At 65.0% G+C, this 25,557-nt stretch carries 24 protein-coding genes; 13 read left to right on the top strand and 11 right to left on the bottom strand.

Features of this window, described 5'->3' with window-relative positions:
- Nucleotides 1–27 precede the first annotated feature (27 nt).
- Nucleotides 28–1,242 carry a sensor histidine kinase gene (locus tag IU514_RS13900; RefSeq protein WP_194931729.1) on the top strand — a complete coding sequence of 405 codons (1,215 nt, stop codon included), beginning with the start codon at nucleotides 28–30 and terminating at the stop codon, nucleotides 1,240–1,242.
- Nucleotides 1,243–1,313: 71 nt separating this feature from the next.
- Nucleotides 1,314–1,931 (top strand): response regulator transcription factor, encoded by a 618-nt coding sequence (locus tag IU514_RS13895; protein ID WP_194931728.1) that lies wholly within the window; start codon nucleotides 1,314–1,316, stop codon nucleotides 1,929–1,931.
- A gap of 436 nt (nucleotides 1,932–2,367) precedes the next feature.
- On the opposite strand, the gene IU514_RS13890 is transcribed toward IU514_RS13895, so the two are convergent.
- The 7 genes from IU514_RS13890 to IU514_RS13860 all read right to left on the bottom strand — a co-directional run bounded on the left by IU514_RS13890 (nucleotide 2,368) and on the right by IU514_RS13860 (nucleotide 8,511).
- Nucleotides 2,368–3,756, bottom strand: coding sequence for a leucyl aminopeptidase family protein (locus IU514_RS13890; RefSeq protein WP_194931727.1), 1,389 nt, complete (start codon nucleotides 3,754–3,756; stop codon nucleotides 2,368–2,370).
- The gene (locus IU514_RS13885) at nucleotides 3,753–4,469 is read right to left on the bottom strand and encodes an HAD family hydrolase (RefSeq protein ID WP_194931726.1); all 717 of its coding nucleotides are present in this window, start codon (nucleotides 4,467–4,469) and stop codon (nucleotides 3,753–3,755) included. The genes IU514_RS13890 and IU514_RS13885 overlap by 4 nt, the downstream gene beginning before the upstream one ends.
- An 87-nt stretch (nucleotides 4,470–4,556) precedes the next feature.
- Entirely contained in the window at nucleotides 4,557–5,663 is a 1,107-nt protein-coding gene (locus IU514_RS13880) for an AI-2E family transporter (protein ID WP_194931725.1), read from the bottom strand.
- Between the two features lie 10 nt (nucleotides 5,664–5,673).
- Nucleotides 5,674–6,078 (bottom strand): hypothetical protein, encoded by a 405-nt coding sequence (locus IU514_RS13875; protein ID WP_194931724.1) that lies wholly within the window; start codon nucleotides 6,076–6,078, stop codon nucleotides 5,674–5,676.
- Nucleotides 6,079–6,105: 27 nt separating this feature from the next.
- The gene (locus IU514_RS13870) at nucleotides 6,106–6,663 is read right to left on the bottom strand and encodes a phage holin family protein (protein ID WP_194931723.1); all 558 of its coding nucleotides are present in this window, start codon (nucleotides 6,661–6,663) and stop codon (nucleotides 6,106–6,108) included.
- A 5-nt stretch (nucleotides 6,664–6,668) separates the two neighbouring features.
- Complete coding sequence (locus tag IU514_RS13865) at nucleotides 6,669–7,031, bottom strand: hypothetical protein (protein ID WP_194931722.1); 363 nt, start codon at nucleotides 7,029–7,031, stop codon at nucleotides 6,669–6,671.
- A gap of 43 nt (nucleotides 7,032–7,074) precedes the next feature.
- On the bottom strand, nucleotides 7,075–8,511 hold the full coding sequence (locus IU514_RS13860) for a trypsin-like peptidase domain-containing protein (RefSeq protein ID WP_194931721.1): 1,437 nt from the start codon (nucleotides 8,509–8,511) through the stop codon (nucleotides 7,075–7,077).
- A gap of 624 nt (nucleotides 8,512–9,135) precedes the next feature.
- Between IU514_RS13860 and IU514_RS13855 the strand changes: the two genes are divergently transcribed.
- The 6 genes from IU514_RS13855 to IU514_RS13830 all read left to right on the top strand — a co-directional run bounded on the left by IU514_RS13855 (nucleotide 9,136) and on the right by IU514_RS13830 (nucleotide 16,399).
- Complete coding sequence (locus IU514_RS13855) at nucleotides 9,136–11,289, top strand: adenosylcobalamin-dependent ribonucleoside-diphosphate reductase (RefSeq protein WP_194931720.1); 2,154 nt, start codon at nucleotides 9,136–9,138, stop codon at nucleotides 11,287–11,289.
- A gap of 217 nt (nucleotides 11,290–11,506) precedes the next feature.
- Complete coding sequence (locus tag IU514_RS13850) at nucleotides 11,507–12,064, top strand: hypothetical protein (RefSeq protein ID WP_194931719.1); 558 nt, start codon at nucleotides 11,507–11,509, stop codon at nucleotides 12,062–12,064.
- Nucleotides 12,065–12,193: 129 nt separating this feature from the next.
- Nucleotides 12,194–12,988, top strand: a complete 795-nt coding sequence (locus IU514_RS13845; RefSeq protein ID WP_194931718.1) for a TSCPD domain-containing protein — start codon at nucleotides 12,194–12,196, stop codon at nucleotides 12,986–12,988.
- Nucleotides 12,989–13,079: 91 nt separating this feature from the next.
- Entirely contained in the window at nucleotides 13,080–14,915 is a 1,836-nt protein-coding gene (locus IU514_RS13840; RefSeq protein ID WP_194931717.1) for an AAA family ATPase, read from the top strand.
- Between the two features lie 125 nt (nucleotides 14,916–15,040).
- Nucleotides 15,041–15,634, top strand: coding sequence for a DUF6151 family protein (locus IU514_RS13835; RefSeq protein WP_228760729.1), 594 nt, complete (start codon nucleotides 15,041–15,043; stop codon nucleotides 15,632–15,634).
- Between the two features lie 324 nt (nucleotides 15,635–15,958).
- Nucleotides 15,959–16,399 (top strand): YbjN domain-containing protein, encoded by a 441-nt coding sequence (locus tag IU514_RS13830; RefSeq protein ID WP_194931716.1) that lies wholly within the window; start codon nucleotides 15,959–15,961, stop codon nucleotides 16,397–16,399.
- Nucleotides 16,400–16,473: 74 nt separating this feature from the next.
- Here the strand turns inward: IU514_RS13830 and IU514_RS13825 are convergent, their stop codons facing one another.
- Nucleotides 16,474–17,100 (bottom strand): TetR/AcrR family transcriptional regulator C-terminal domain-containing protein, encoded by a 627-nt coding sequence (locus tag IU514_RS13825; protein WP_194931715.1) that lies wholly within the window; start codon nucleotides 17,098–17,100, stop codon nucleotides 16,474–16,476.
- Nucleotides 17,101–17,177: 77 nt separating this feature from the next.
- On the opposite strand from IU514_RS13825, the gene IU514_RS13820 reads away from it, so the two are divergent.
- A complete protein-coding gene (locus IU514_RS13820) occupies nucleotides 17,178–17,432 on the top strand; it encodes a hypothetical protein (RefSeq protein ID WP_194931714.1) in 255 nt (84 codons plus the stop codon).
- A gap of 186 nt (nucleotides 17,433–17,618) precedes the next feature.
- On the opposite strand, the gene IU514_RS13815 is transcribed toward IU514_RS13820, so the two are convergent.
- The 3 genes from IU514_RS13815 to IU514_RS13805 form a co-directional block, all read right to left on the bottom strand.
- Nucleotides 17,619–17,891 carry a hypothetical protein gene (locus tag IU514_RS13815; protein WP_194931713.1) on the bottom strand — a complete coding sequence of 91 codons (273 nt, stop codon included), beginning with the start codon at nucleotides 17,889–17,891 and terminating at the stop codon, nucleotides 17,619–17,621.
- 204 nt (nucleotides 17,892–18,095) lie between these two features.
- Nucleotides 18,096–18,920, bottom strand: coding sequence for a S1 family peptidase (locus IU514_RS13810; protein ID WP_194931712.1), 825 nt, complete (start codon nucleotides 18,918–18,920; stop codon nucleotides 18,096–18,098).
- A 615-nt stretch (nucleotides 18,921–19,535) separates the two neighbouring features.
- Nucleotides 19,536–20,078: a hypothetical protein gene (locus IU514_RS13805; protein ID WP_194931711.1), complete on the bottom strand. Its 543-nt coding sequence runs from the start codon at nucleotides 20,076–20,078 to the stop codon at nucleotides 19,536–19,538.
- Nucleotides 20,079–20,369: 291 nt separating this feature from the next.
- Between IU514_RS13805 and IU514_RS13800 the strand changes: the two genes are divergently transcribed.
- The 4 genes from IU514_RS13800 (at nucleotide 20,370) to IU514_RS13785 (ending at nucleotide 25,538) form a co-directional block, all read left to right on the top strand.
- Nucleotides 20,370–21,377: a hypothetical protein gene (locus IU514_RS13800; RefSeq protein ID WP_194931710.1), complete on the top strand. Its 1,008-nt coding sequence runs from the start codon at nucleotides 20,370–20,372 to the stop codon at nucleotides 21,375–21,377.
- 22 nt (nucleotides 21,378–21,399) lie between these two features.
- Complete coding sequence (locus IU514_RS13795; protein ID WP_194931709.1) at nucleotides 21,400–21,918, top strand: hypothetical protein; 519 nt, start codon at nucleotides 21,400–21,402, stop codon at nucleotides 21,916–21,918.
- 176 nt (nucleotides 21,919–22,094) lie between these two features.
- Nucleotides 22,095–23,894: a serine hydrolase domain-containing protein gene (locus tag IU514_RS13790; protein ID WP_194931708.1), complete on the top strand. Its 1,800-nt coding sequence runs from the start codon at nucleotides 22,095–22,097 to the stop codon at nucleotides 23,892–23,894.
- Nucleotides 23,895–24,044: 150 nt separating this feature from the next.
- Entirely contained in the window at nucleotides 24,045–25,538 is a 1,494-nt protein-coding gene (locus IU514_RS13785) for a serine hydrolase (protein WP_194931707.1), read from the top strand.
- The last annotated feature ends 19 nt before the right edge of the window (nucleotides 25,539–25,557 follow it).

The raw sequence follows: 25,557 nt of genomic DNA, 5'->3' as shown, positions 1-25,557 counted from the left end.
ACGCGCGATACACACGGAGGCAGCGCCATGCTGCGATCGATCAGAACGACGATCATGCCAACGCTGCTGCGTTGGCGGGGACGCCTGATTCCCGAATCGCGCGGCCTCGGCTGGACGCCGATCTTCCTGCTGGGCTACCTGGTGTTCCTGTTCCTGCCGGCCGTGCTCGCCTGGTTCGGCGAGACGAATCGAAGCGGCATTCCGATGGCGCCGCTGTGGCCGACGCTGATCTCGATCGCGGTGTTCCTGCCGATCTACTTCGCCGGTTACCGCTACAACGGCATCAAGGCAATCGCCTGCATGCTCGCGATCGCCGCGATCGGCTACGCGATGCTGCCGTCGAACGTCTTCGCCAACACCTACCTGATCTACGCCGCTGGATTCGCGGCGACGTGCGGAGGGGCGCTGTGGAAGCGGATCGGGTGGCTGTCGGCGATCCTCGCCGGGCTGCTGCTCGAGATCGTGCTGCTGCGCTACCCGTTGTTCGTGTTCCTGGTGACCACGATCGTCGCGGTGGCCGTGTTCTTCGGCAACCACCACTTCATCGAGAACCGACGCAAGCGCGCCGAGCTGCAGCTCTCGCACGATGAGATCCGGCGCCTGGCCGCGCTGGCCGAGCGCGAGCGCATCGGCCGCGACCTGCACGACCTGCTCGGCCACACGCTGTCGCTGGTGGCGTTGAAGTCGGAGCTGGCCGGCAAGCTGATCGACCGCGACCCGCAGGCGGCGCGGCGCGAGCTGAACGAAGTGACCCGCGTCGCGCGAGACGCGCTGACCCAGGTTCGCAGCGCCGTCACCGGCATCCGCGCCGCCGGACTGGCCGCCGAGCTCGCCTCCGCGCGCCTGCTGCTGGAAACCGGCGGCGTCGACTTCCGCTACGAGCTGGCGCCGGTCGTGCTGCCGCCAGAGGTGGAAACGGTGCTGGCGATGACGCTGCGCGAGGCGGTGACCAACATCGAGCGCCATGCCCGCGCAAGACACGCGCAGGCGCAACTGCTCAGCGACGTCGACGAAGTCGTGCTGCGCGTGGAGGACGACGGACGCGGCGGTGCGATCTCGCCCGGCAACGGCCTTTGCGGCATGCGCGAACGCATCGAGGCGCTCGGCGGCCGCCTGCGCGTCGACTCCACGCCGGGCCGCGGCACCTGCATCCACGCCCACCTGCCGCTGCGCAACCAGTCGCAGCCGGGCGATCAGGACGAGGCGACGCCGCGCATGACCTTGCCTCCAGCGGCCGCCTGATCCTCCGCGGCCGAGGGAAGTGCGGCCGGCGGTGATAACGTGCGCACGACATGGGACGGGATGCGGGCGCGATGATCGGGGTGTTGCTGGCTGAAGACCAGGCGATGGTGCTGGGCGCGCTGTCGGCGCTGCTCAAGCTCGAGTCCGACATCGAGGTGCTCGGCGCGGCCGCCGACGGCGAGATCGCATGGCGCGAACTGCAGCGCCTCGCCAACGAGGGCCGCGCGCCCGACGTGCTGGTCACCGACATCGAGATGCCCGGCCTGAGCGGCCTGGAGCTGGCCCAGCGCATCCAGCGTCAGGGCTTGAAGACGCGGGTCATCATCGTCACCACGTTCGCGCGCGCCGGCTTCCTGCGCCGCGCACTCGACGCGGGCGCCTGCGGCTACCTGCTCAAAGACGCGCCGGCGGAGCAGTTGGCCGAGGCGATCCGCCAGGTGCATCGCGGCGGCCGCGCGATCGATCCGCAACTCGCGCTCGATGCCTGGGGCGAGGCCGATCCGCTCAACGACCGCGAGCGGCAGGTATTGCGACTGGCCGGCGAAGGCATGACTGCCGGCGAGATCGCAGCGCAGCTGAATCTCTCGCAAGGGACGGTGCGCAACTACCTGTCCGAATCGATCGGCAAGCTCGGCGTCGGCAACCGCATCGAGGCGTATCGGCTGGCGCGGCAGAAGGGCTGGCTGTAGTCGCGCTGCGCGCGAGCGCACGAGTGGCCGGCAAGCGTCACGCAACCGCCGGCTCCGCTCGCGATGCGGCTCTGCGCTCCAGTCGCGGCTGTCCGAGCTCCGACGCCGGGGCGACTGAGCTCCACGCGTGGAGCAATCTGCCCGGCGCGTGGTGCTTTTTTGTCCAGTGGCGGAGTTCAAGCACTCCGACGGTGACGCTATTTGCTCCGGCGCCGGAGCTTTTTGCTCCAACGTCGGGGCTCCATAGCTCCGTAAGTGTGACTATCTGCTCCGCGTTCCGGGCTCCATCGGCCAACGACGGAGCTCGGAAAGCCTTGAGGCCCAAAGCCACGCGCCCCGGAGCCACCTGAAGCGGGCTCGGCAACGGACCCACGATCCGCACGAGGCGGGCGGACGCCGGGTCGCTACCTTGGCAAGGTAACGACCAGCACCGCTATCAAACCCCCGCCTGCGCCTTCAGCAGCGAATACGCCGAGCGCAGGCCCTGCGCTTCGCCACCGGCGGGACGGCCCGGGCGATCGTTGTCGTTCCAGGCGTAGACGTCCAGGTGCGCCCAGGTCTGGGTCGGCGGGACGAAGCGCTCCAGATAGACCGCCGCGGTGATGCTGCCGGCCATCCTCGACGGCCCGCCGTTGGCGATGTCGGCGACGGTGCTGGCGAGGTAGCGCAGGTACGGACGCCACAGCGGCATGCGCCACAGCGGGTCCCACTGCCGCATACCGGCTTCGAGCCAGCGCGTGGCGACGGTTTCGTCGTTGGCGTACAGCGCCGGCAGGTCCGGGCCGAGCGCGATGCGTGCCGCGCCGGTCAGCGTGGCGAAGTCGAGCAGCAGCACCGGCCTCTGCTCGGAGGCGTAGGTCAACGCGTCGCACAGGATCACGCGGCCTTCGGCATCGGTGTTGTCGATCTCCACCGATGTGCCCAGGCGCGTGGCGACCACTTCGCCCGGACGGAAGGCGTTCGGGCCGATCGCGTTCTCGACCGCCGGCACCAGCAGCGTGATGTGCAGCGGCAGGCCGCGCGTCATCACCAGCTCGGCCAGCGCGATCGCGTGCGCGGCGCCGCCCATGTCCTTCTTCATGTTGCGCATGCCGTCAGCCGGCTTGATGTCCAGGCCGCCGGTGTCGAAGCACACGCCCTTGCCGACGATAGCGACGTGCGGGTGGGAAGCGTCGCCCCACTGCAGTGAGATCAGTCGCGGCGCGCGGTGGCTGGCGCGGCCGACCGCGTGGATCGCGGGAAAGTTGCGGGTCAGCAGGTCGTCGCCGCTGACCACTTCGATCTTCGCGCCGAAGCGTTCTGCGATCTCGCAGATCACCTGCTCGAGCTGGTCCGGGCCCATGTCCTCGGTCGGCGTGTTGACCAGGTCGCGCACGCGCACGCAGGCAGACAGCTGCGCCATCGTGTCGTCGTCGAACTGCGGCAATTGCAGCTGAGCCGGCGCACGCAGCGGCTGGCGGTAGCGGTTGAAGCGGTAGCTGCCCAGGCCCCAGCCGAGCTGCAGCGCGAGCAGCGCCTCGGCGGTCAGCTTGTCGGCCGGCGTCCACGCGGAGGCCGGCAGGGCGAACGGCGCGTGTGCGTAGGAGAACGGATCGAGCGGATCGGCCACGCCGATCACGGCACCGCCTGCGCCGCTGCCACCGGGCAGCATCAGCGCGGTTGCCGGCGAGCCGTCGAAGCCGTGCGCATCGATCCACGCCTGCACCGTCGCGTCCTGTGTCGCGCGCCAGTCCGCGATCGTGGCGCGGGTGACCACGTGCAGCGGCAGGACGCTGGTGGCGCTGGTGGTCAGGCCAACGGGCAGGATGGCGGGCGGCGTGTTCATGCGGCGGCGGTATCCGGTTGATGCGCCGCGTCGAGCCAGTCGGCCAGCGCGGCAAGGGTGGTGAACTCGAGGTCGGGACGGATCAGCTCGTGCGGCCAGGTATGACCCTCGCGGTTGATCCAGCAGCTGCGCAGTCCGGCGCGATGCGCGCCGACGACATCCATCTCGATATCGTCACCGACGTGCAGGACTTCACCCGGCGCGATCGCGAGCTGCGTGCAGGCCGCATGGAAGATGCTGGCCGCCGGCTTGGGCGTGCCGTGTTCGCGCGCGCCGAGCTGGAAGGCGAAGTGGTGGTGCACGCCGATGCGCGCCAGATCGGCATTGCCGTTGCTGATCGCCGCCAGCGGCACGCGCGCAGCCAGGCGTTCCAGCGCCGCCAGCGAGTCCGGGTAGAACTCGACGCGGTTGCGCTCGGCGTAGAACGTCTCGAACGCCGCGTCGGCGTGGGCCGGGTCGTCGCCGCTGAGCTCCATCGCCCGGATCAGGCTGAGCATGCGCAGCTGGCTGAAGTCGTGGGACAGGTCCGGCCGCTCGACGTAGACGGCCTCGCGCAGTGCGCGCATCGCCTCGATCGGGAACTGCTCCGCGGTGCGCGGGCAGTGCTGCAGCAGCCAGTCGTGGAGGACCCGCTCGACCCGGGCTCCAATCGGCGCGAACGGCCAAAGGGTGTCGTCGAGGTCGAGGGTGATCGCGCGGACTTGGAAATGCATGGGCCGCATTTTATCCCGTTTCCCGCGGTCGCCCGGCCGTGCGCAGTGGTATGGCCTGTTCCGGATTTGTCCGCGCGTGCCAGCGGGTCATTCCAGCAGCCGCGCCCACCCCTCCATGCCCTCGATCCGGGCCAGCACCAGCTTCACGCACACCAGCAGCGGGACCGCCAGCAGCAGGCCGATGATTCCCCACAGCCAGCCGAACAGCATCAGTGCCAGGATCAGCACCAGCGGCGACAGGCGCATGCGGCGGCCGAGCACGATCGGCGTGACCAGCTGGCCCTCGATCGTGTGAAGCAACAGGTAGAGGCCCGCAGGCAGCAGCGACGGCCACAGGTCGTCGAAGGTGACGAAGCCCATCAGCAGCATGATCAGCATGCCGATCAGCGGGCCGACATACGGCGCGAAGTTCAGGATTGCCGCCATCGTGCCCCACAGCAGCGCCTCCGGCAGCGGCACGCCGATTCCGTACAGGGCGCCGGCCAGCGCCAGGCCCACCAGCAGGTTGATGATGGTGATGGTCAGCACGTAGCGCGAGATCTCGCGCTCGATCGAATGCAGGATGTCGACGGTGAGCTTCTTCTGCTGGCGCGTCGGCAGCAGCGCTATCGCATTCCGCTGCAACGACTCGCCGTAAACCATGAAGAAGAACGTCAGCAGCACCACCGCCAGCACCGAGGCGAGGCGGCGCGGCGTCGCGGCCAGTGCCTTGTACGGTTCGTTGACCTCGGTGCGCACCACCTGCACCGGCTTGCTGCTGGTTTCGCCGCCGGCGGCGCGGGCGATGTTCTGCGCGGCGCGGTTGGCGTCCTGCATCGGCTTGGTCATCTCGCGCAGCTTCGGCGCGACCTGCTTCAGCTCGCGCGGCACCTGCCGGATCCACTCGCCGGCCGGCTCGACCAGCTGGCTCCCCAGCGCCGCCGCGCCGGCGAGGCCGCCGATCAGCAACACCACTGCGCCGAGGTAGCGCGGCACCCACAACCGCTGCAACCCGCGCAGGATCGGATTGCCGACCAGGGCGAAGAACATCGACAACAGGATCGGCAGGATCAGCGTCTGCGCGGCCCACAGCGTGTAGCCGATGGCGAGCGTGGCAAGCACGACCACCGCCGTGCTGGCGCGGGGACGCGGCACAGGCGCCGGTACCGGCTCATCGCTGGTCGGGATGTCTTCGGGAGCTGGGTCGACAATCAAAGGCGGGCGATCAAGGGTCGATCGGTTCACTGGCGGCGGCGCGTGCAGCTTGCATCGCCGCTTCCGCGCGCGCCAGCGCTTCTGCTTCCGGATCGGCTGCCGCGGCAGCCTGCTGCGCGCTGCCGGCCGCGTGTGCGGCCTCGCTGGCCGCGGCCTGGGCGCTGCCACCGGCAAACAGACCGGACAGCATCGTCGCCAGTTGCATCAGTCCGCCGCTCTTGCCGAATGCGCGCATCGGCTCTGCCGTACCGACCAGGAAACCGCTGACCAGCCCCGCGACGACGATGCGGCCGGGCGTCCAGGCGTCGAGCCACGACTGTTTCAGCTGGCGCAGATGGGTGGAGACGCTGCGCTCGCGCGCCTCCAGCACGTTCTCGGCCTGTTTCACCTTTTCGATGAGCTGCTCGAAGCGCATGGGGCAGACGGACCGGGCTGGGCCGGATCAGGGCGGCGTGATGTCCACGCCGCGCGGATCCTTTGGCGGTCCCTCATTGTTGCTCCGTTCGCGCTCCTCGTGCGCAGCATCGCGCGCCGACGCGGGCGAGTCCGGCGTCGGCATGAAGTCCGCCAGCTCGCCGATGCCGAGCCGCGCCAGTTGCCGCCGCGTCGCCTTGAGGCGGGTGTAGTCGAAGTAGTGCACCGCGCGCCAGCCGGCGTAGGCGGTGACCGCCAGGCTGATCGCCGCGCCGACCAGCAGGGCCAGCAGCATCGACAGGCCGAGCGATGTGAGTCCGACCACCAGCGTCGCGACCAGCAGCAGCCACGCCGATGCGCCGAACGCGACGGCGATGCCGGCGAAGGTCGCGGTGCGACCCATCGCGCTGCGTGCCAGCGACATGTCGGCGGCGAGCAGGCTGCGCAGCGCCTTGGCCGCATCGGTCGCGGCGGCCACGCTGGCGCGGCCACTCTCGCCGAGCTCGTGTATCGAGCCGGTCAGGTCGGGCACGGGACGGCGACGTTCGCCATCGGCCTCGTCGTGTCCGCCTTCTGCCGGGGCCATGGCGCTTACTCGCTGCTGCGGCGGGTGAGCTTGGCGATGATCCAGCCCGCCGCGAAGGCGACGCCGAACGACGCCAGCGGACGCTCGCGGATCAGGTCGGCCGCGCTTTCGACCAGGTCGCGGCCCTTGTCCATCAGCGCATCGACCTGCTCGCGTGCCACGCCGCCGGCGGATTCCGCCGCGGAGATGCCGGACAGTGCGCCGTCGGCCAGGTCGGCCTTGATGTTGGCCTTGCCGATCTTCAGTTCTTCGCCGGCCGCGGCGGCCGCGCCACGCAAGGCATCGCCCGCGTCGCTGGCTGCCTGCTTGAGGTGGCCGCCCGCGTCGCTGAGGTGGGTCTTCATGCCGTCGCTCGGTGTAGGGGTCATCATCATTTCTCCCGGTGGTGTCGTTGCGGCGGCAAGGGGACCATCACTGCATCATCAGGTCGCCCTGCCGGTTGGCGCCGCGCATCACGCGCAGGACCAACTGTGCCGGAGCCTGCGTGAAGCTCGCGCGGAAGCCCGGCAGATCCTCGAAATTGCCGGAACTGGCCGCGACGACGACATCGTCCTTCTGCAGACCATTACGTGCCGCGCGGCTGCCGCGGGCCACCGACTCGACCAGCACACCCGAATAGCCCGATTGGCGCAGCCGCTCGGGCAGTTCCGCGAACACCGCACCGTCCAGGCGCGCGTCGATCTGCGCGCCTGCAAACGAGCGTGGCTGCTCGCGCAGCGTCGTGGCCAGCTGCAGCGGCTTGCCGTCGCGGCGGACGTCCAGTGAGATGCGGCTGCCGACCGGCTGCAGGCCCTCGAAGTTGCGCAGCGCGTCGCGGCCGTCGATGCGCTCGCCATTGGCGGAGACGACCACGTCGCCCACGCGCAGACCTGCGCCTGCCGCGGCGCTGCCGGCGAACACCTGCGTCACCAGCGCGCCACGCGGCTCGTCGAGCTTGAGCGCCGGCGCCAGTTGTGCGGTGACATCCTGCGATTCCAGGCCGAGCGTGCCGCGGATCACCACGCCGTTGTTGGCGACCAGCTGGTTGACGATGTTGCGGGCCAGGCGGGTCGGGATCGCGAAGCCCAGGCCGATGTTGCCGGCCATGCTGCCGCGCGGATTGAAGCTGGCGGTGTTGATGCCGACCAGCTCGCCATTGAGGTTGACCAGCGCGCCACCGGAATTGCCCGGATTGATCGACGCGTCGGTCTGGATGAAGTTCTGGAAACCCAGCCCGCGCAGGCCGGTGCGGCCGACAGCCGAGACAATGCCCGACGTCACCGTCTGGCCGATGCCGAACGGATTGCCGACCGCGACCACGAAGTCGCCGACCCGCAGTGCGTCGGAATCGCCCAGCGGCAGCGCGCTGAGGTTCTGCGCCGGGATCTTCATCAGCGCGATGTCGGTGTCGGCATCGGAACCGAGGAACTCGGCCTGCAGCGTGCGGCCGTCGGCGAGCGTGATCGACACCGCGTCGGCGCCTTCGATCACGTGGTGGTTGGTGATCACGTAGCCGTGCTGCGCGTCGATGATCACGCCCGAGCCGAGCGACTCGTTGATCCGCTCCTGGGTCAGTTCCGGGAACATGCGGCGGAACATCGGGTCGTTGCCGAACGGGCTGACGCTGACGCGCTGCTTGGTATGCACGCTGACCACGGCGGGCGTCACCCGCGCCAGCATCGGCGCCAGCGATGGCAGCGGCGTGGTGCCGACGGCGGCAGGCAGCGAAGCGGCCGGCAGCGCGGCCATCGCGCCTGAGCCGGGCGCGGCCTGGGCCGGTGCTTCCAGCCCGTCGCGGATCGCGGTGGCGGCAAAACCGCCGAACGCGGCGGCCAGGGACAGGGTCAGCAGGGTCGGCAGAGGGCGCATCGCGTCTTCAGGAAAAATGAATAGGGGGTCGGATCGTCGCCGCATTCAGGTGGGGGCGTCCGGTAGGACTTCCAGTGCGGCGCACCCATGCCGGCAGTGTCGGAGACGACCATTAAATAGGCGATGAAGTGTCCCGTGCGGGCGTCGCTCGCGGCGTGTGCCGGAAGGCCGGGCGACGTCGCGAATCCGGGATGGGATCGGGGGTCTCCGGCGCGCTCAAACGCAATTCCGGGACGATCAAGGACACCGCGCGCAACATCTCCATGCCCCCCATCACAGTACGTGACTGCCATCAAAAAAGCGTTGACACTTTTTGGGGTCGGGGGTAGCTTGAGTGCTCGCCGGTAGCCACTACATCTAGTGGTCATGTGGCGACGGGAGCCCAAAAGTAGGGGTTTTCCCGGCTTGAGTTGCACCACGACAAGCGCTATCGGGGGACGGCGCGGGACGGGAGCAAGATGGCCCAGATCGGTAGAAAAAACCCTAGCCCACGCGGCGCGCAAAACGCGATCGCGGGCGTAGCCGTCGGCGGCCTTTGGGCGGGTCGGTGACGGAGCGGTACACACCATAAGAATCCACAGGCACGGGTTCGCCCGTTGCCAGTAACGAGGAGACAGGACAGGCATGAGCACAGTGCGCCTCGAGGCGGTCAAGACAGCCGCGGCGGAACGGGAAATTCCGATGCAGCCCGCGTCCCAGGACATCTGGGATAAGAAGTACCGGCTGAAGACCAAGACCGGCCAGGCCGTCGATGCCGACATCGACGCGACCTACCAGCGCGTCGCCAAGGCGCTGGCCGAGGCCGAGCCGACCGCCGACAAGCAGCTGTACTGGAACGAGCGCTTCGTCTGGGCGCTGCGCCGCGGTGCGATCCCCGCCGGCCGCATCACGTCCAACGCCGGTGCGCTCGAGCACAAGCCCGCCACCTCGACGATCAACTGCACCGTCTCGGGCACCATCGAAGACTCGATGGACGGCATCCTCGAGAAGGTCCACGAGGCCGGCCTGACCCTGAAGGCCGGTTGCGGCATCGGCTACGAGTTCTCGACGCTGCGTCCGCGCGGCGCGTTCGTCGCCGGCGCCGGCGCCTACACGTCGGGCCCGATGTCCTTCATGGATATCTACGACAAGATGTGCTTCACCGTATCCTCGGCCGGTGGCCGCCGCGGCGCGCAGATGGGCACGTTCGATGTCTCGCACCCGGACGTGAAGGATTTCATCCGCGCCAAGCGCGAAGACGGCCGCCTGCGCCAGTTCAACCTGTCGCTGCTGATCACCGACGGCTTCATGGATGCGGTCAACAGCGACGCCGACTGGCCGCTGGTGTTCCCGGTCAACATGAAGGAGCAGGGCGACATCAACCTCGACGACCCCAACCAGGTCGTCTGGCGCGAGTGGCCGACGCACCGCAACTACATCGTCCGTGACGACGGCCTGGTCGCCTGCAAGATCTACGGCCACATCCGTGCCCGTCATCTGTGGGACATGATCATGGTCTCGACGTACGACTATGCCGAGCCGGGCTTCATCCTGATCGACCGCGTCAACGAGATGAACAACAACTGGTGGTGCGAAACCATTCGCGCGACCAATCCCTGCGGTGAGCAGCCGCTGCCGCCGTACGGCGCCTGCCTGCTCGGCTCGGTCAACCTGACCAAGTTCGTGCGCGACCCGTTCACCGACAAGGCCTCCTTCGACTGGGAGGAATACAAGGAAGTCGTGCGCGTGTTCACCCGCATGCTCGACAACGTCGTCGAAGTGAACGGCCTGCCGCTGGAGCAGCAGCGCAACGAGATCCTGCGCAAGCGCCGCCACGGCATGGGCTTCCTCGGCCTGGGCAGCACCGTGACCATGTTGAAGATGAAGTACGGCTCGAAGGAGTCGTGCGAGTTCACCGACCGCATCGCCCGCGAGATGGCCGTGGCCGGCTGGGAGATGGGCCTGGCGCTGGCGAAGGAAAAGGGCGCCGCGCCGATCATGGAAGAGCGCTTCGAAGTCACCGCCGAGATGCTGCGCAAGCGTCCGGAAATGGTGAAGGACGGCTGGAAGATCGGCCAGGAAATCGAAGGCAAGGTCCTGCACGCCCGCTACAGCCGCTACATGCAGCGCATCGCCACGGTCGCGCCTGAGCTGGTGGACGAGCTGGCCGAGATCGGTTCGCGCTTCACCCACCACAGCTCGATCGCCCCGACCGGCACGATCTCGCTGTCGCTGGCCAACAACGCCTCCAACGGCATCGAGCCGTCGTTCGCGCACCACTACAGCCGCAACGTGATCCGCGAAGGCAAGAAGTCCAAGGAAAAGGTCGACGTCTACTCGTACGAGCTGCTCGCCTACCGCGAGCTGATCAACCCGAAGGCGATGCCGTTCGCCGAGGACGAAGTCGGCAAGCTGCCCGACTACTTCATCTCCGCCGACGACATCACGCCGAAGGAACACGTCGACGTGCAGGCCGCCGCGCAGAAGTGGGTGGACAGCTCGATCTCCAAGACCGCGAACGTCCCGACGGACTACCCGTACGAGGAGTTCAAGGACATCTACCGCTACGCCCACCAGCAGGGCCTGAAGGGCTGCACCACGTTCCGCTTCAACCCGGCTGCCTTCCAGGGCGTGCTGGTCAAGGAAGCGGACCTGGAGAACACGACCTACCGCTTCGAGCTGGAAGACGGCACGGTGCTGGAGGTCAAGGGCAACGAGCAGATCGAATACGACGGCGAGATGCACACCGCCGCCAACCTGTTCGACGCCCTGAAGGAAGGCTATTACGGCAAGTTCTGAGTCCGTGCCCCGCTGCTCAAGCGGGGCCGGATTGGATTACGGACGCGGCAACGGGCCGGCCGCGTTCATGTTCTTGGCCCCGCGCGGGCGCATCGATTTGCGCCACGCGCGCGCTGCAGGTATAGCATCGCCCTTGCAACTCCCAGATTGAACACCCCGATTACTCATTGAACGCACCCGATCAGAACCACCGATCAGACGCCCGTCAGGAGGGCACATGAGCAATGGCAACGGAGTGACGGCGACCTTGTCGCAGGCCGCCGAGAACGTGAGGGAAACCGCTAGCAGCTTCAGCAGCGCGGTGATGCATCGTGCAGAGGAAGCCGTGGCGACGGTGAAGACCACCGCCACCAAGGCGCGCAAGGCCGCGAAGAAGGCCGTCGGCACGGCCAAGAAGAAGCTTGCGAAGGCCAGCGCCGCCGCGAAGAAGGAGGCCGCCTCGCTGAAGGAGAAGGCCACCGGCAGGCGCGCCGCGAAGAAGACCGCGAGGAAGAAGGCCGCCACCAAGAGGGCCGTCAAGAAGGCAGTGAAGAAGGCCGTCCGTCGCGCCAAGGTCAAGAAGGCCATCAGGAAGGTCGCCGTGAAGCGCGCCGTCAAGAAGGCCGTGAAGAAGGCAGTGGCCAAGAAGGCCGCCGCCAAGAAGGTCGTAAAGAAAACCGCCGCCAAGAAAGCAGTCAAGAAGGCCCCGGCCAGGAAGACCGCAGCCAAGAAGGCGGTAACCAAGGCAGCCAAGCGTCCCGCCAAGAAGGTCGCGAAGAAAGCTGCCAGGAAGTAACGCAAGCCCCGATTGGTCGCCGCGTCCCAGCGGCGCGGCGACCGCTTAAAAGCAACACCCTCTGCATCAATTCCAAGAACCACACTAGAAAACCGCACCAGCGGTTTGCTTTATCAGGAGCCTGGTCCCATGGCCGTCAAGATCGAAAAGAAAATCAAGGGCTACAGCGTCGTCACCCCGGAAGACAAGGCATCGGCAGCCAGCAAGGCCGCGGCGCCCATGTCCGTGGTCGCCGAACTGCCCACGGCCGACGTCATCCAGATGCACGAGCGCATCGAGCGCCCGGAAATCCTGGTGGGCTCCACCTACAAGATCAAGTCGCCGCTGTTCGAGCACGCGCTGTACGTCACCATCAACGACATCGTACTCAACGCCGGCACCGAGCATGAGCTGCGCCGTCCCTTCGAGATCTTCATCAACTCGAAGAACATGGACCACTTCCAGTGGATCGTCGCGCTCACCCGCATCATGTCCGCCGTGTTCCGCAAGGGCGGCGACGTCACCTTCCTGGTCGACGAAATGAAGGCCGTGTTCGACCCGAAGGGCGGCTACTGGAAGCCGGGCGGCGTGTACATGCCGTCGCTGGTCGCCGAACTGGGCAGCATCGTCGAGGACCACCTCAAGTCGATCGGCCTGATCGTCGACCCCGGCATGAGCGACGCCCAGCGCGCCCTCATTGCCGAGAAGCGCGCCGCCTACGCGCAGCTGTCAAAAAAAAACTCTGACGTAACCGCCCAGGCCGGCGACCTGTTCCCGGACCCGCGCGTCACCGACACCCCACGCAGCGAGGACATCGAAGTCACCGGCGAAGGCGCCGCCTTCCCGCCGTCGGCGACGATGTGCCACAAGTGCTCGACGAAGGCCGTCGTGATCATGGATGGCTGCGCGACTTGCTTGAATTGCGGGTATAGCAAGTGCGGGTGAGTTGATTCTTCGCAGCAAACAAGAGGGCCAGGTCAGAAATGAACCTGGCCCTTTTTTATGCTCGCCGGACAGGTTCAGGGAGATGGATCATATGAATGCAGACATTGAAGGATCAGAGCAGGAAGAGGCGGGTACGGAGCCAGTGCTGGCGCGCGTAAGTCTTACGATCGGGGGAGAGAGCTCCAAGCCGTTTAAGTCGATTTCGAGCTTGAGCTGGGAAGATATTCCGCCATTTGCTGTCCTCACCGGGCCCAATGGCTCAGGCAAGACTCAGTTGCTTGAGTTGCTCGCTTACAAGCTTTCGGGCACGCGGCATTATGATGCTCCTGATATCAATCAGACACGTGTCGAGATCACCGGGATACAACTCAAGCAGGACGAGGTCGCATACGTCCCAAGTCGCTGGGAGTTCACTGGGGCAATTCACATAGGTCTTGCGCAAATGCAAGACGCAAAGCGACAGCTATATCAACAGCTGCAGCAGAATGATGCCCATAACATCCAAATGAATGTGAAGCGGGCCGAATTGTTGAGGCTTCTCGGCCTATCGCACATCTCGCAAATAAGTCCAGAGGAATTTGCAACGCGCTTGCCGGATGACTTTGCGTTCATGCTCGACTCGGCCGATGTGACATCGGGGCTGGGCCACGTATTTCTCGCATATCGCATGCGTTTTGCTGAGGCTTTGGAGAAGGAAGGAGCGAATCGCGATTCGATTAGGCAAGTGCTCGGGCCGGCCCCTTGGGACTTGGTCAACGAAATCTTGCGAGTAGCGGAGTTTCCATATCAAGTCGTGTCCCCGATGACCACAAAATGGACCGACGTGTATCAGCTTCAGCTATCGGCGCAAGACGGGAAGTCCATTAGGCCCGCTGATCTTTCCTCGGGCGAAAAAATGCTCTTGGGCATAGCTCTCTGGCTGTACAACTCAACCCATCACAACAGGTTTCCACGCCTGTTCCTCTTGGACGAGCCTGATGCGCACCTGCATCCATCCATGACACGGCAGTTCTTGGCGGTGCTAAAGGACGTACTTGTCGAGAGATACGGTGTTCGGATCATCTTGACCACGCACTCGCCGTCAACTGTTGCGCTAGCTCCCCCTGAGAGCATTTTTGAGATGGTGCGCGGCACGCCGAAGATTCAACGATCTGCATCGAAGCAGTCAGCAATTGGACTACTCACAGCTGGACTCGTAACTGTCTCTGAAGGGTCAAAGTATGTATTGGTGGAAGACCAGCTCGATGCGGACTTCTATGAAGCCGTTCGAGACATACTGACGGATTACGGTCCAAGCAGGGATCCTGAAGCAATAGATCTCGATCCAACCCTTGTGTTCTTGCCTGCATCCAGAGGTCAGGGCGCTGCGCGCGTGGGCGGTGGATGCACGGTCGTTAAACAATGGGTGTCGAAGCTAGATGGAGATGTGCTCAAGGAGATATTTCGCGGAGTAATCGATCGAGACGTTTCGAACGCGCCATCGGAACGAATAGAGGTAATTGGCCGATACAGCATTGAGAACTATCTCTTAGACCCCTTCGCAGTCTATGGCTTGCTAAGCGCCCTCGATTGTGCGCCTCACGTTCCAGGAGTCGCATTGTCTCTTGGCGACGAGCATTTGATTCGCGCGCTAGATGCTAAGAACTTGCAGGCAATCGTTGACACGATAGCGGACAAGGTTCAAGGATCACTCGATTGCCTTGCTGAGAGTGATCTGAATAGGCGTCAAGTTGTGTTCACTAGCGGACTCAGTTGTAGCTATCCAGCATGGATGTTGGATCGTCGCGGCCATGACTTGCTTCCTGCATACCAAGCTGTATTTGGTGGCGCTTCACGCGTCTCTCCCCCGAATCTCCTCAGAAGTCTCAGAAGAGTGCGCTTGGTGCCCAGGGAGTTAGCGGAGCTCATGCGCCGGCTCCAGAAATAGTCAAGAAAGGGGTGGGAATGGAAAAGGGGTCAGGTTCATTCCCCCCCCACTTGCTACGGATGCACCGATGGTGCGCGCGGAGCAAGAACGCCTGCGAAGTCTGTTAGCGTCGGAGGACCACTGACATGACGATACAACTGCGATGTCGCTGTGGAGCGGTGGCGGGCGAGATGGAGGCCGGCCGCGCCTATGTGCGGGCGACCTGCTACTGCAAGGACTGCCGTGCCTTTGCGCGTTTCCTCGGGCAGCCGGGCGTGTTGGATGCCAGCGGCGGCACCGATATCGTCGCGATGGCACCGGCTGCGGTGCGGTTTACCGCCGGCTCCGAGCATATTGCCTGCATGTCGCTCAGTCCCAAGGGGCTGCTTCGCTGGTATGCGTCCTGCTGTGGCACGCCGCTGGCCAACACGGCACGCGATCCGAAGATGCTCTATGTGGGCATGGTGACGGCCTGCGTCGATGCCGCGCCGCAGGCGGTGGACGCGGAGTTTGGGACTCGCGGTCGCGTCGTTCTATACGCTGGATCAGCGACCGCGCCGGTTCGAGGCACGCCGCTCGCCTTCGTCACGGGCGGCGTGCGCATCGTTGCCGGTCTCATCGGCGCGCGTCTGCGTCGTGAACGTACCTCGCCGTTCTTCGACGGCAGCGGTCGTCCGCTGCGCGAGCCGGATGTGATCAGCCGCGAGCAACGCGCCGCGCTGGAGCGGGAAGCGGACTGATAGCGGGAAGCCCTCGGCTTGAGCGCGTCGGGAGCAAGAGCGACGAGAGCAGCGTGGCAAGCAAGGGCGGAGCAGGCGGCGTGCGCGCACGAGGATCGGACCGGACTCGTGGGTGAGCGGTGGGGTGTAAGCGAAGCAAAACGACGGTTAGTGTCGAATGTCTCATCGCCTGAGCCCGCCCTGCTGGTCGCCTGGACGAACCGGTACCTGCCGCTCACACAGCCTTGACGGCCCCCCTTTCATACAGTCGCCGCCAGCCAGCCGTGCAGGAATTGCCATGAAAGGGTCGCTCAGGACCATCGCCTTCGGTGCGCTCGTCATGATGTGCTGGCATTCGCCGCAGAACCAGCGCGCGGCGTCACCGCGGCGGAAGTAGCCAAGATCCTCCAGGACGCCAGCTACTCGGCGAAGATCGGCAAGGCCGGCGACGGCACGCCGCGCATCGACTCGAACATGGGCGGCGTCGACGTCGTCATGGACTTCTACGATTGCGAGGCCGATCGCTGCGGATCGCTCCAGCTCACCACGGGCATCGACCTGGAAAAAGGGTCGACATACCAGGTCATCAACAAGTTCAACTCGGAATACCGCTACGGCAGCGCCTATCTCGACGCCGCGATGGATCCGTTCATCGAATACGACTTTGAGGTCGTCAATACCGACCATGCGGCGTATATCCGCAGCCAGATCGAGCTGTGGGAAGAAGTGCTTGGCTATTTCATCAAGGTTATCGAGAGCGGCGACTCCAAGCCCGCGACGAAGTAACACCTAGATGAGAAGAAGGGGTCAGGTTCATTTTTCCCAGTTGAAGAAATGAACCTGTGCCCCTGGTCCGACGCTCAGGACGATGAAGTCGCAGCGCGCAATCGTGCGGACACACCATCGAGCAACAGCGCCAGCCCGCTGCTGAAGCGTGCATCGAAGTTGTGGGCCAACAACACGTCGCGCGCCTCATACACGCGGGGGAACCTCTCGTAGGCTTGTTCCTCGAAATAGGCGCGACGCGACTCGTCGTGTGCGTACGTCTGCTCTTCGGTCACCAGGCCGAGCACGTAATAGAGGATGCTGAAAACGCTCGTGGTCGCCAGCTCGATATCCGCGCCCGCATCCACCAGGGCCGAGATCATCGTTTCACCGGTTCGGAGAACGTTGTCGGCGATGACAAAGATGCCAGCGAACAAGCGCGCACCGTCGCGCCGGGCTTTCAACGCGTGCCTGATCTCGGCCGCGATCTGCTCGAGGGTGGCTCGCCAGTCCTGGTCCGGCGGCACCTCGCGCGCGACATCTTTCAGCAAGGCATCCGCGACGGCTTCGATCAACGCCTGCTTGTTGGCGAAGTGCCAGTAGAGCGAAGGGGCCTTGATGTCGAGCTCCTGCGCCAACTTGCGCAAGGTCAGGCCTTCGACGCCTTCCTTGTCGAGCAGCTGCAGTCCTGCCGCGACGACCTGGTCTCGCTGAACGGCCATGGGTGGTGCCCCTTTGCAATCTAACACCGTTAGTCTACCATGCGCGCCCAACCTAACACCGTTAGACAAGAGGCTGCGTGGACAGACCCGACTGCCATCTGAGGCTGGAGTTCGACAACTTCCGGGGGCCAGCCGAGGCGCTGACCCGTGCCCTGCTGCGGGTGGACCTGGGCGCACGCATCCGATCGGATGCCGCTACCGGCACCATCGACATGGAAGGGCGGTTCTGGAAAGAGGAGGCCATCGCGGCCGTCCGGTCATTGGGCTGCCGCCTCATCCGTGTGGAGGAGCGCGCGCTTTCGCCCAGGGTCAAGGCGCCGGAATGGGATTGAAGCTGGGGGAAAGGGGCAGATTCGGGCAGATCGTTGCGAGCCCGCTATTGGCTGCAGGTCACTCGAGGGTGATGTGCCCCCGGTAGTTGAACTTGTCGACAGAGCATTGAGCGGCAACACCAACGACGGCGCGAGGCTTGGTCAGCCATCGCCGGTGCCACTTCCGCGAATCGACGCACAGCGATCCTAGTCATCGAACTCGTTGATTTCGACCGCGTTCGTGCTGGGGTTGATCTGATAACGCACGATGTCTTGTATGAAGCAGGATTCGACGTAATGGAAGGTTTCGTCGTAATACCTGATTTCGTCTCCTTTGCAGATCCGCGACCCGTTTGAGCCGACGACCTCAGAGTTTCTTCCTGCAAAGAACGAACTGCAGTCCGGGACGGTCACGAGGTAACTCTTCCTGCCAGCGTTGACCAACGCTGTCTGGTCGTCGACCTGGGTCCAGGGGCTCATCTGCGACATCAGTATGCAAGTGCCTTTTCCAGACGCTGGCGGTTGAGCCCAAGCAGGTACGAGCAGCACGGAAAGAGCGAGGCCTGGAACTAACCGGTTCATGTGGCACCTCCATACGGCGAATAGGCCAAAACCCCGCAGGGCGTTTGGCGAGCGAACCTGACGAAGACCCCGCCGCGAGACACGCGCCGGGGTGTCTTCAGATCAGGGGTTCTCGGCGAGCACGCGCGTCAGGAAGGTCAGCGCCTCATCGGTGTCCGTCCGGGTGGCGGTATTGGTCGAGTAACACGGGATGTCGCCGCTGCTGGTAACGCCCACCACATAGTCGACTCCACCTATCTGAAGCAGGCTGGGGCCGCCGGAATCGCCGTTGCAGGCTCCGTCTTCGCCCTGGTTGATGCGCTGACTCTGATGGATGAAGCGATTGTCGAGCGCGGAGTACCCCAGGTACCCAACGCGACGTTCGCCGCTGTACTGGGTGATCCACTTTCCTTTCGGCTTTTCGGCGATGCCGTATCCAAGAACGGTGAACGTGGCATCGCGCAGGAACTTGCTGGCCTTGAGCTCGTCCAGGATGTTCGTTGGCGGCAACGTGGGCAGCGCTGCCGGGTCGACGTCGATGGGCGCAGCGAGCACGATTGCCGACACGTCGTGGTCATACCCGTTCTTGTAAAGCGGATTCAAGACGATGCTGGCCGCGGGCTGGACCGTGGTCAGCGTCGCGATAGGCAGCCATCCGGCACTGTCCTGCTGGAGCGTGGAGTCGTTGGTTACGAGGATCTGCCCCCCCGCCTGCTGGATCACCAAGGCGCTGGCCAGGCAATGGCTGGCGGTCAGCACCACTTTGCCGGACAGCAGGATCCCCGAGCAGAACGGCCGCGCCCAGTAACCGTCCGACCTCAGCACTGCCACCGTGGCGGGATGGCCGTTGCCATCCGCTGCGGTGCCGTTGGTCATCCCCCAGGCGGGTGCAAGCGTTCCAAGACTCAACGACAGCAATGCAAGTGCGAGCAGTCCGCGCAACGTCATGGTGTTCTCCCAAGCGTGGATATCAATCGGAATCCCTGATGCATTTCAGCGTCGATCGGTGAGCCCACACCGACGTCGCTTTCGTTCCGTCGCCCGTCGAACAACGATGGTCGTTAGTGCCAGCGGCCAGCTGCACTTACCTGTTCGCCATGCTGTTCACCTCACCCAGACAGGTGAGCGCTTCGACCGAAAGAGTTGCGACGGCCATCGAGGACCCGCATCGATGCTGCCTGGTCGCATGGACCGGGTCGTGGGCGGTTGAAGCAGGAAGCCTCACCGTTGCAGATGGAAAGCTCCATCGCCGAAGCAAAAAGCCCCACGCGTGGAGCTCCCGAGCTCCAGCGGTGATGAAAAAAGCATCACGCGCGACAAAAATAGTCACAACTGCGGAGTGGTGGAGCTTCAACGTCGGAGCAGAAAATCACATTGTCGGAGCACAAAGCTCCGCGCACGGGGCTCGTGAGCCTCATCGGTGATGAGAAAAGCACCGCGGTTGAAGCAGATTGCCCCGTGCACGGTAGATCCATTCAAGCCGAAGCCGCTTCGCGGCTCGGCTCAGTTCGGGCGTCAGGCCCGCTCGGCTCGGTCATTGCGGGCCCACTGCTGGCCAGCGGGTCACTCGAGGCTGATGTGCCCCCGCCAGTCGTACTTGAGGTTGACGACGTCGTCCTTGAACTGGAGCACGCCTTTCGCGCCAGCGAAGTCCCCTGTGCCGCCCACGATCGGGTGATGGCAGCGACCGTGGATCTCCTCCGCGAAGGTTTCGTCCACGAACTTCGCCGTGAAGGTGTAGGTCGTCTCGAATGTTCCGCACTTCGTTCCGTTCAAGCAGCCGACGAAGACCTCGGTTCCCTGCTCTATGTACGTGCCACTCGGGTTGAGCTTGGATGCGCTCACGTAGGTGTACCAGCACCCGTCCAGACTCCCGTTGGAGAGATCGATCGGAGGGTAATCCCCGAGATCGGCGGGTGGACTCCCGGCCGGCGGGACACAGGCGTCGTTGAACACGCCGATTCCGGATATCTGCATGTTCCCCCGCGCACCCGCGGGTATCGCCAGAACAGCGAGCACCAATGTCGCCGCGGCAGCCGTGAGTATCGTGGCTCGCAGCCAGTCGGAAACGCGTCGGGCGGTGCGGACAGAGCTCATCGTAAACATGGTGCTTCTCCTGGGCAGGGGCTCCGGGGTTCGTTTGAAAGAAAAGCGCGGCGGGGCAATCCAGCGAACGACCGGAACACTGCATGGAGGCCGGTTTCCGACGGCCCCCTGTTGGGTGATGATGGGAAGAGCGGTCAAGTTCGGTCGACAAGGCCGGAGCAATGGGGGCGAAGGATGTGGACATGGCTTGGCGGATCGGCCCAGATGGCGCCGCTCGCACTCGATCAAGACCGACCACGGTTACGCCCCGACGCGCCGCGCAATCCGCAGGAGTGAGCTGGAGAGCGATGGATGTCTGACGCACTGCAATGCAACGACAGCGTTCTGGATGCGGTGCGTGCATTTCTGGTTGCTTTGCATTCTGGGCGAGGCTTGGCGGAATCCATGGCTGCCATGGTTCGCGAGACATCAGGGCTGCCGCTCACCCAGCTGGCCGCCTGGGAAATGATGATCCGGAGGGAATTGTGGACGGACGAAGCGAGGGCTCGGCAATCCCGTTGGACGTTCCGGGCCAAGCCAGGGCGCCACCTGTCCTGGCTCGATCTGTGCAGCAGTGATGGGTTCAGGCGGGAGCGAGTGTTGCGCAGCTTGTCCGCGGGCGCGCCGAATGGATTCTTCTGCGCGTTGGCAATGCGTCGTCTCAATGACTGGGTGCCGCAGGTTCGTCAAGCGGCCCGCGAACGTCTCCCGTTGATCGCGCAATGCTCCGAGCCTGAAGACGTGGTTGACGGGCTGTGGAGCCTTCTTCCGCACGTCACCTCCTGGGGCAGGATGGGGTCGGAAGATCGAAAGCTCGTTGAGGATCTGATCGCAGTCGAACCGGTGTCGAACGCCCTCAAGGCACGAATACTGAAAGCGACGGCGGGGCCCGCCTCCTTGATACTTGCGCAGGCGGGGCGCTCATCGGCCCTTGATCGCTGGCTGGAGGTGTTCGCAAGGGATGCGGTCCAACCAACCGTGCGTGCCAGAGCCTATCGGTGTCTACTCGAGAGGCGAGTGGCATGGGTGGTCGGCAGAACGTGGATTTGGACAGAGCTGCAGTGGTGCAAGGGCAGGTTCGAGCCGGTGCTGGAGGAGCGTTCCATATCCGTGGACGCCCCTTTCATCGATGTCCTGAAGGACGCATTGGAGGACCGCTCATCCGTGGTTCGCAGGGTCGCTGGCGAACTTCTGATCAAGCAATTGGATTCGATGGGTACGGATGCAATTCGCCTCGCCAATACGCTTGCTTCTGATTCTTCTCCCTGCGTGGCGGAGCGCGGTAGGTTCGCTTTGGAGAAGCTCGGCCGTCCGGTGTGAGTCGGCGGACAAGGGGAAATGGATGCGCAGGCTGACGGCACTGATGATGGTTGTGTTCTCGGCTGCGCTTATGGGCTGCGCAACGCGTCAAGCAAGTCGCGCGGTCGAGTCGGGGATGATCCTTCCTGATGGCGCACAGCAGACCGCGATCAAGACAAAGCAGAAGTTCCTGATGGCGGCGCCCGTCGAGGAGCGGATGCCCGGCTTCCCTTCCGTTCCAGCGCCGCAGGCAGAGACGACGGTATGTGTGGAGTTCGTCGTCTCGGAAGCAGGTGAGACAAGCTCCGTGAAGCAGATCGACGCCGCGCCAGGATGCGAGCCGGTTGGCAGCGACTCCAGTGGAATCTTCCTCCCCGAAGTTCGAAACGCAGTGGACTCCTGGACCTTCTTCGGCGCAGCGTTGTGCGACTTTGAAGTCAGTGAGGATGAGTGCGAGGAGACAGGGGCAAGGCTGACGCCGCTGGCGATCAAGCTCGCCTACCGCTTCGAGTTCACCCAGGCGGAAGGCCGGCGTCGCGTTACCTCCGAGGCAGTCGAGTAGCCTTTTCGTATCGTCGACCGGTGCAGACTCCGGTACCAGCTCCGGGACCAACGACACACGACGCAGTCGGGCGGACGCCCGATACTGGCCGCCACACGCTGACAGGGGACGTCATGGTGCTTCGCGCCCGCATCGCTTGGAACGCACGCCGGTGGTTTCACCGTGTCGCATGCGCGATGGTGCTTTCGCTTCTGCCGCTGCTCGCATGGGGCAATGAGCGCGCGGTGGACGGAACGCTGCACTCGGCTGTAGCGGAACTGCTCAAGACGCAGGGAATGCAGGGCGCGGCCTGGGCCACCGTGGCGGACAACGGGACGATCGCGGCCGATGCCGCAGGCGTGCGGGACGCCAGGACCAACGCGGCACTGCGTGCTGATGACCGCGTCCATGTCGGTTCGGTGGCCAAGACGCTGCTGGCAACGGGTGTGCTGCGGCTCGTCACCGAAGGACGCCTCACATTGGACACGCCGGTATCGGCGCTGCTGCCCAGCGTAACGTTCGACAATCCGTGGGAGTCGGACCACCCCGTGCGCATCCGGCACTTGCTGGATCACACGGCCGGTCTGGAGGACGCGCCCATGTCGCGGTTGTTCAGCCTGCAGGCGCGCGCCGACGCGCCGTTGGTGGCGGCGCTTGAAGGGCGAACGTTGCACGTCCGGAGCCGCCCGGGCAGCCGGCACTCGTACTCGAACACCGGCTACACGCTGATGGGCATGGTGATCGAAGCCGTCACCGGTGCGCGCTACGAGGCGTATCTGGATGCCCACCTGTTGCGGCCGCTGGGCATGCGCAACAGCACGTTCGCCTTCACGACGCAGGAGGGTGCGCATGCCGACAGACGTCTGGCGATGGGGCACTTCGAAGCAGGTGTCACGCAGGCGGCCGTACCGATGTATCTGCGGCCTGCGGGACAATTCACCACCACGGCGTCGGACATGGGCCGCTTCGCCCGCTTCCTGATGAGTGACGGACGCATCGAAGGCAGGCCCTTCGTCGATGCGACGCTGCTAAAGGCCATGGGCCGCCCTGCAGCCAGCGAAGCAGCGCTGGCGGGGCTGCGCGTCGGCTATGGGCTCGGCCTGGCGACGCGCGACCGACATGGTGCGGTAGGCAAATGCCACGGTGGCAGCACCGTGGGTTATCGGGCGATGCTCTGCCTGTTCCCCGACAACAGGCGCGCGTTCTTCATCGCCATCAACACCGACCACGACGGAGCGGATTACGGCCAGTTCGACCGGTTGTTGATCGAAGCGCTCGATCTGCCCAAGCCTCCATCCGCGCAACGCACCACTGCTTCGGCGGATGCGACGCCGTGGGAGGGTTATTACATACCCGCGCCGAACCGCTACGCCCGCCTGGAATGGATCGACACGACGCTGAACTTCGTGCGGGTCACGAGCAGCGGCGCGTCCCTTCGCTTCAGTCCGTTCCAGTCGCCGGCGGTGGAACTCGTGTCGATGGGCGGTGCGCTGTTCCGCGCAAGCGATCGCACGAGCGCCTCGCATGCGGCACTGATCACGACGGACGGGAGCCGCGCGATCACCACCGGCCTGCAGACTTACCAGCGAGTTCCGCTGATCGCGCTTGCGGCCCTTTGGATCAGCCTGGTCGCGGGCGTGCTGGGCCTGGGCTGGCTCCTGATCATGGGTGTCGTGCGCATCGCCCTGAGCAGGAGGACGTGGTGGAAGCGTCCGGCAGCGCTGCCCTTCCTCGGCATCGTGTCGCTGATGCTTCCGGTGCCGTTGTTCCTGCGGCAGTCGTTCCTGGCGATGGGCGACCTGACGCTGGCCAGCGGCATGCTGGCGGTCGTCACCCTGCTGTTGCCGTTGACGATGGTGTCGGGCCTGGTGCTCAGCCTGCGGCGCAGACCGTGGTCCGCCGCGTCCCGCGTCGACGTCGTTGCGATGGCGGCCGTCCTGCAGTGGACCCTCGTGCTGGCCTGGTGGGGTCTGATGCCCGTGCGGCTGTGGAGCTAGGCTCCCGCGATCTGCTGCGCTTCCCACCATTAGGCCTGGTAATTAAACCATTCGGTCTAGATGGGCATCCCAAACGGGACGGGTTCGCTACCTGCCCTGGCACGGGCATGACGCGTGCCATTCCAAGCCGTCACCGAAGGAGAGGATGCCATGCTGTCTCATGTATCCCGGGCGATTGCCGCGACGCTGTTCTCCGGCTTCATGCTGATCGGCGCCGGGATCGTTCACGCGCAGGCAGTCGAACCGGCGCCCGCAGGATCGGCTGATCCCCGCGTCGATCGCTTCCGCGAACAGCTCGACACCTATCGCGAGCGGTTGAAGATCCCCGGCCTCTCCGCCGTGATCCTCGAGGATGGCGAGGTGCTCTGGACCCAGGGGTTCGGCTATGCGGATGTCGAGCGCCGGATTCCCGCCACGCCCGACACGCTGTACCACCTCGCCTCGGTGACCAAGACGTTCACCGCGATTCTCATCCTGCAACTGGCGGAGCAGGGCAAGCTCGACCTCGATGAACCGGTCTCGCATTACTCGGCAGACTTCAAGGACGACTCGGTCAAGATCAAGCACCTGCTCAGCCACACGTCGGAAGGCACGCCCGGCGAGAAGTTCAACTACAACCCAGAACGCTTCGAGTACCTGAAGGCGATTCTCGAGAAGAAAGCCGGCAAGCCGTTGCGCCAGCAGTTCGTCGAGACGTTCCTCGATCCGCTGGCGATGCGCGACAGCGTGCCGGGTCCCGACGTCGCCGACAACGACACGACGTGGGCAGTGCTGGGTGAAGCCAACCTCGCGCGCTACCGGAAGGACCTGGAGAAGTTCGCCAAGCCCTACACGTACTGGGGCGATGGCGAAATCCTGTACTCGGGATATCCGCCCCGCGATTTCTGGGCCTCGGCCGGACTGCTGTCCACCGTGCGCGACATGGCGAAGTACGACCAGGCTGTCGACCGCCATGAGCTGTTGAAGGCGCAGACGCTGGCGCGCGCGTGGACGCCATTCCTCTCGAACACCAGTCAGCCGCTGCCCCAAGGGCTCGGCTGGTACGTCACCGACTACCGCGGCACGCGGCTCGTCTGGCACTACGGCCACTGGGGCACCGGCTTCTCCGCGATGTACCTGAAGATCCCGGCGCAGCGGCTTACGCTCGTCCTGCTCACCAACAGCGAAGCGCTCGCCGACCACCACTACCAGGTCGGCGAGGACATCACCAACGACGTCTTCGCCTGCAGCTTCGTCAATGTGTTCGTGCCCGAAGTGGCCAGCGACACGGATGCGGCGGCCGACATCCCGACGAGCGGTCCGGCCAGGGACTGCGAGCGCAGCTCGCGCACCGCGCTGGAAAAATGGATCGCCAGCCGCCACGCGAAGGCGCGCAAAGCCGTCCCGCTGGACCCGAAGCTGGCCGCGACATACGCGGGGCGCTACCAGCTGCCCCACCGCGTGGTCACCGTCACCGAGGAGCGCGGCCGCCTGTACATCGACGTGCCCGAAGGCGACCGCTCCGAAGTGTTCGCCGAAACGCCGACGCAGCTCTTCCTGAAGATCCGGCCGTGGACGCTGACGTTCGTGAAGGAGGGATCGAAGGTCGTCAGGCTCGACTTCCTCGACAACGGGGAAGTCGTGAGCGGGAAAAAAGTCGATTAGCGACGCACGCACGGGCCAA

It is taken from the genome of Lysobacter niastensis (assembly GCF_015453285.1).
Lineage (GTDB): Bacteria > Pseudomonadota > Gammaproteobacteria > Xanthomonadales > Xanthomonadaceae > Lysobacter_J > Lysobacter_J niastensis.
This window is presented reverse-complemented; position numbering and strand designations above follow the sequence as displayed.

Bases quoted from the DNA above. Each gene is read 5' to 3' on its own strand.
- IU514_RS13850 (WP_194931719.1), top strand. From the start codon at position 11,507: ATGAGCAATGGCAACGGAGTGACGGCGACCTTGTCGCAGGCCGCCGAG.
- IU514_RS13790 (WP_194931708.1), top strand. From the start codon at position 22,095: ATGGTGCTTTCGCTTCTGCCGCTGCTCGCATGGGGCAATGAGCGCGCG.
- IU514_RS13900 (WP_194931729.1), top strand. From the start codon at position 28: ATGCTGCGATCGATCAGAACGACGATCATGCCAACGCTGCTGCGTTGG.
- IU514_RS13825 (WP_194931715.1), bottom strand. From the start codon at position 17,100: ATGGCCGTTCAGCGAGACCAGGTCGTCGCGGCAGGACTGCAGCTGCTC.
- IU514_RS13885 (WP_194931726.1), bottom strand. From the start codon at position 4,469: ATGCATTTCCAAGTCCGCGCGATCACCCTCGACCTCGACGACACCCTT.
- IU514_RS13875 (WP_194931724.1), bottom strand. From the start codon at position 6,078: ATGCGCTTCGAGCAGCTCATCGAAAAGGTGAAACAGGCCGAGAACGTG.
- IU514_RS13810 (WP_194931712.1), bottom strand. From the start codon at position 18,920: ATGACGTTGCGCGGACTGCTCGCACTTGCATTGCTGTCGTTGAGTCTT.
- IU514_RS13870 (WP_194931723.1), bottom strand. From the start codon at position 6,663: ATGGCCCCGGCAGAAGGCGGACACGACGAGGCCGATGGCGAACGTCGC.
- IU514_RS13865 (WP_194931722.1), bottom strand. From the start codon at position 7,031: ATGACCCCTACACCGAGCGACGGCATGAAGACCCACCTCAGCGACGCG.
- IU514_RS13795 (WP_194931709.1), top strand. From the start codon at position 21,400: ATGCGCAGGCTGACGGCACTGATGATGGTTGTGTTCTCGGCTGCGCTT.
- IU514_RS13835 (WP_228760729.1), top strand. From the start codon at position 15,041: ATGACGATACAACTGCGATGTCGCTGTGGAGCGGTGGCGGGCGAGATG.
- IU514_RS13860 (WP_194931721.1), bottom strand. From the start codon at position 8,511: ATGCGCCCTCTGCCGACCCTGCTGACCCTGTCCCTGGCCGCCGCGTTC.
- IU514_RS13895 (WP_194931728.1), top strand. From the start codon at position 1,314: ATGATCGGGGTGTTGCTGGCTGAAGACCAGGCGATGGTGCTGGGCGCG.
- IU514_RS13845 (WP_194931718.1), top strand. From the start codon at position 12,194: ATGGCCGTCAAGATCGAAAAGAAAATCAAGGGCTACAGCGTCGTCACC.
- IU514_RS13800 (WP_194931710.1), top strand. From the start codon at position 20,370: ATGTCTGACGCACTGCAATGCAACGACAGCGTTCTGGATGCGGTGCGT.
- IU514_RS13805 (WP_194931711.1), bottom strand. From the start codon at position 20,078: ATGTTTACGATGAGCTCTGTCCGCACCGCCCGACGCGTTTCCGACTGG.
- IU514_RS13840 (WP_194931717.1), top strand. From the start codon at position 13,080: ATGAATGCAGACATTGAAGGATCAGAGCAGGAAGAGGCGGGTACGGAG.
- IU514_RS13785 (WP_194931707.1), top strand. From the start codon at position 24,045: ATGCTGTCTCATGTATCCCGGGCGATTGCCGCGACGCTGTTCTCCGGC.
- IU514_RS13855 (WP_194931720.1), top strand. From the start codon at position 9,136: ATGAGCACAGTGCGCCTCGAGGCGGTCAAGACAGCCGCGGCGGAACGG.
- IU514_RS13890 (WP_194931727.1), bottom strand. From the start codon at position 3,756: ATGAACACGCCGCCCGCCATCCTGCCCGTTGGCCTGACCACCAGCGCC.
- IU514_RS13815 (WP_194931713.1), bottom strand. From the start codon at position 17,891: ATGAGCCCCTGGACCCAGGTCGACGACCAGACAGCGTTGGTCAACGCT.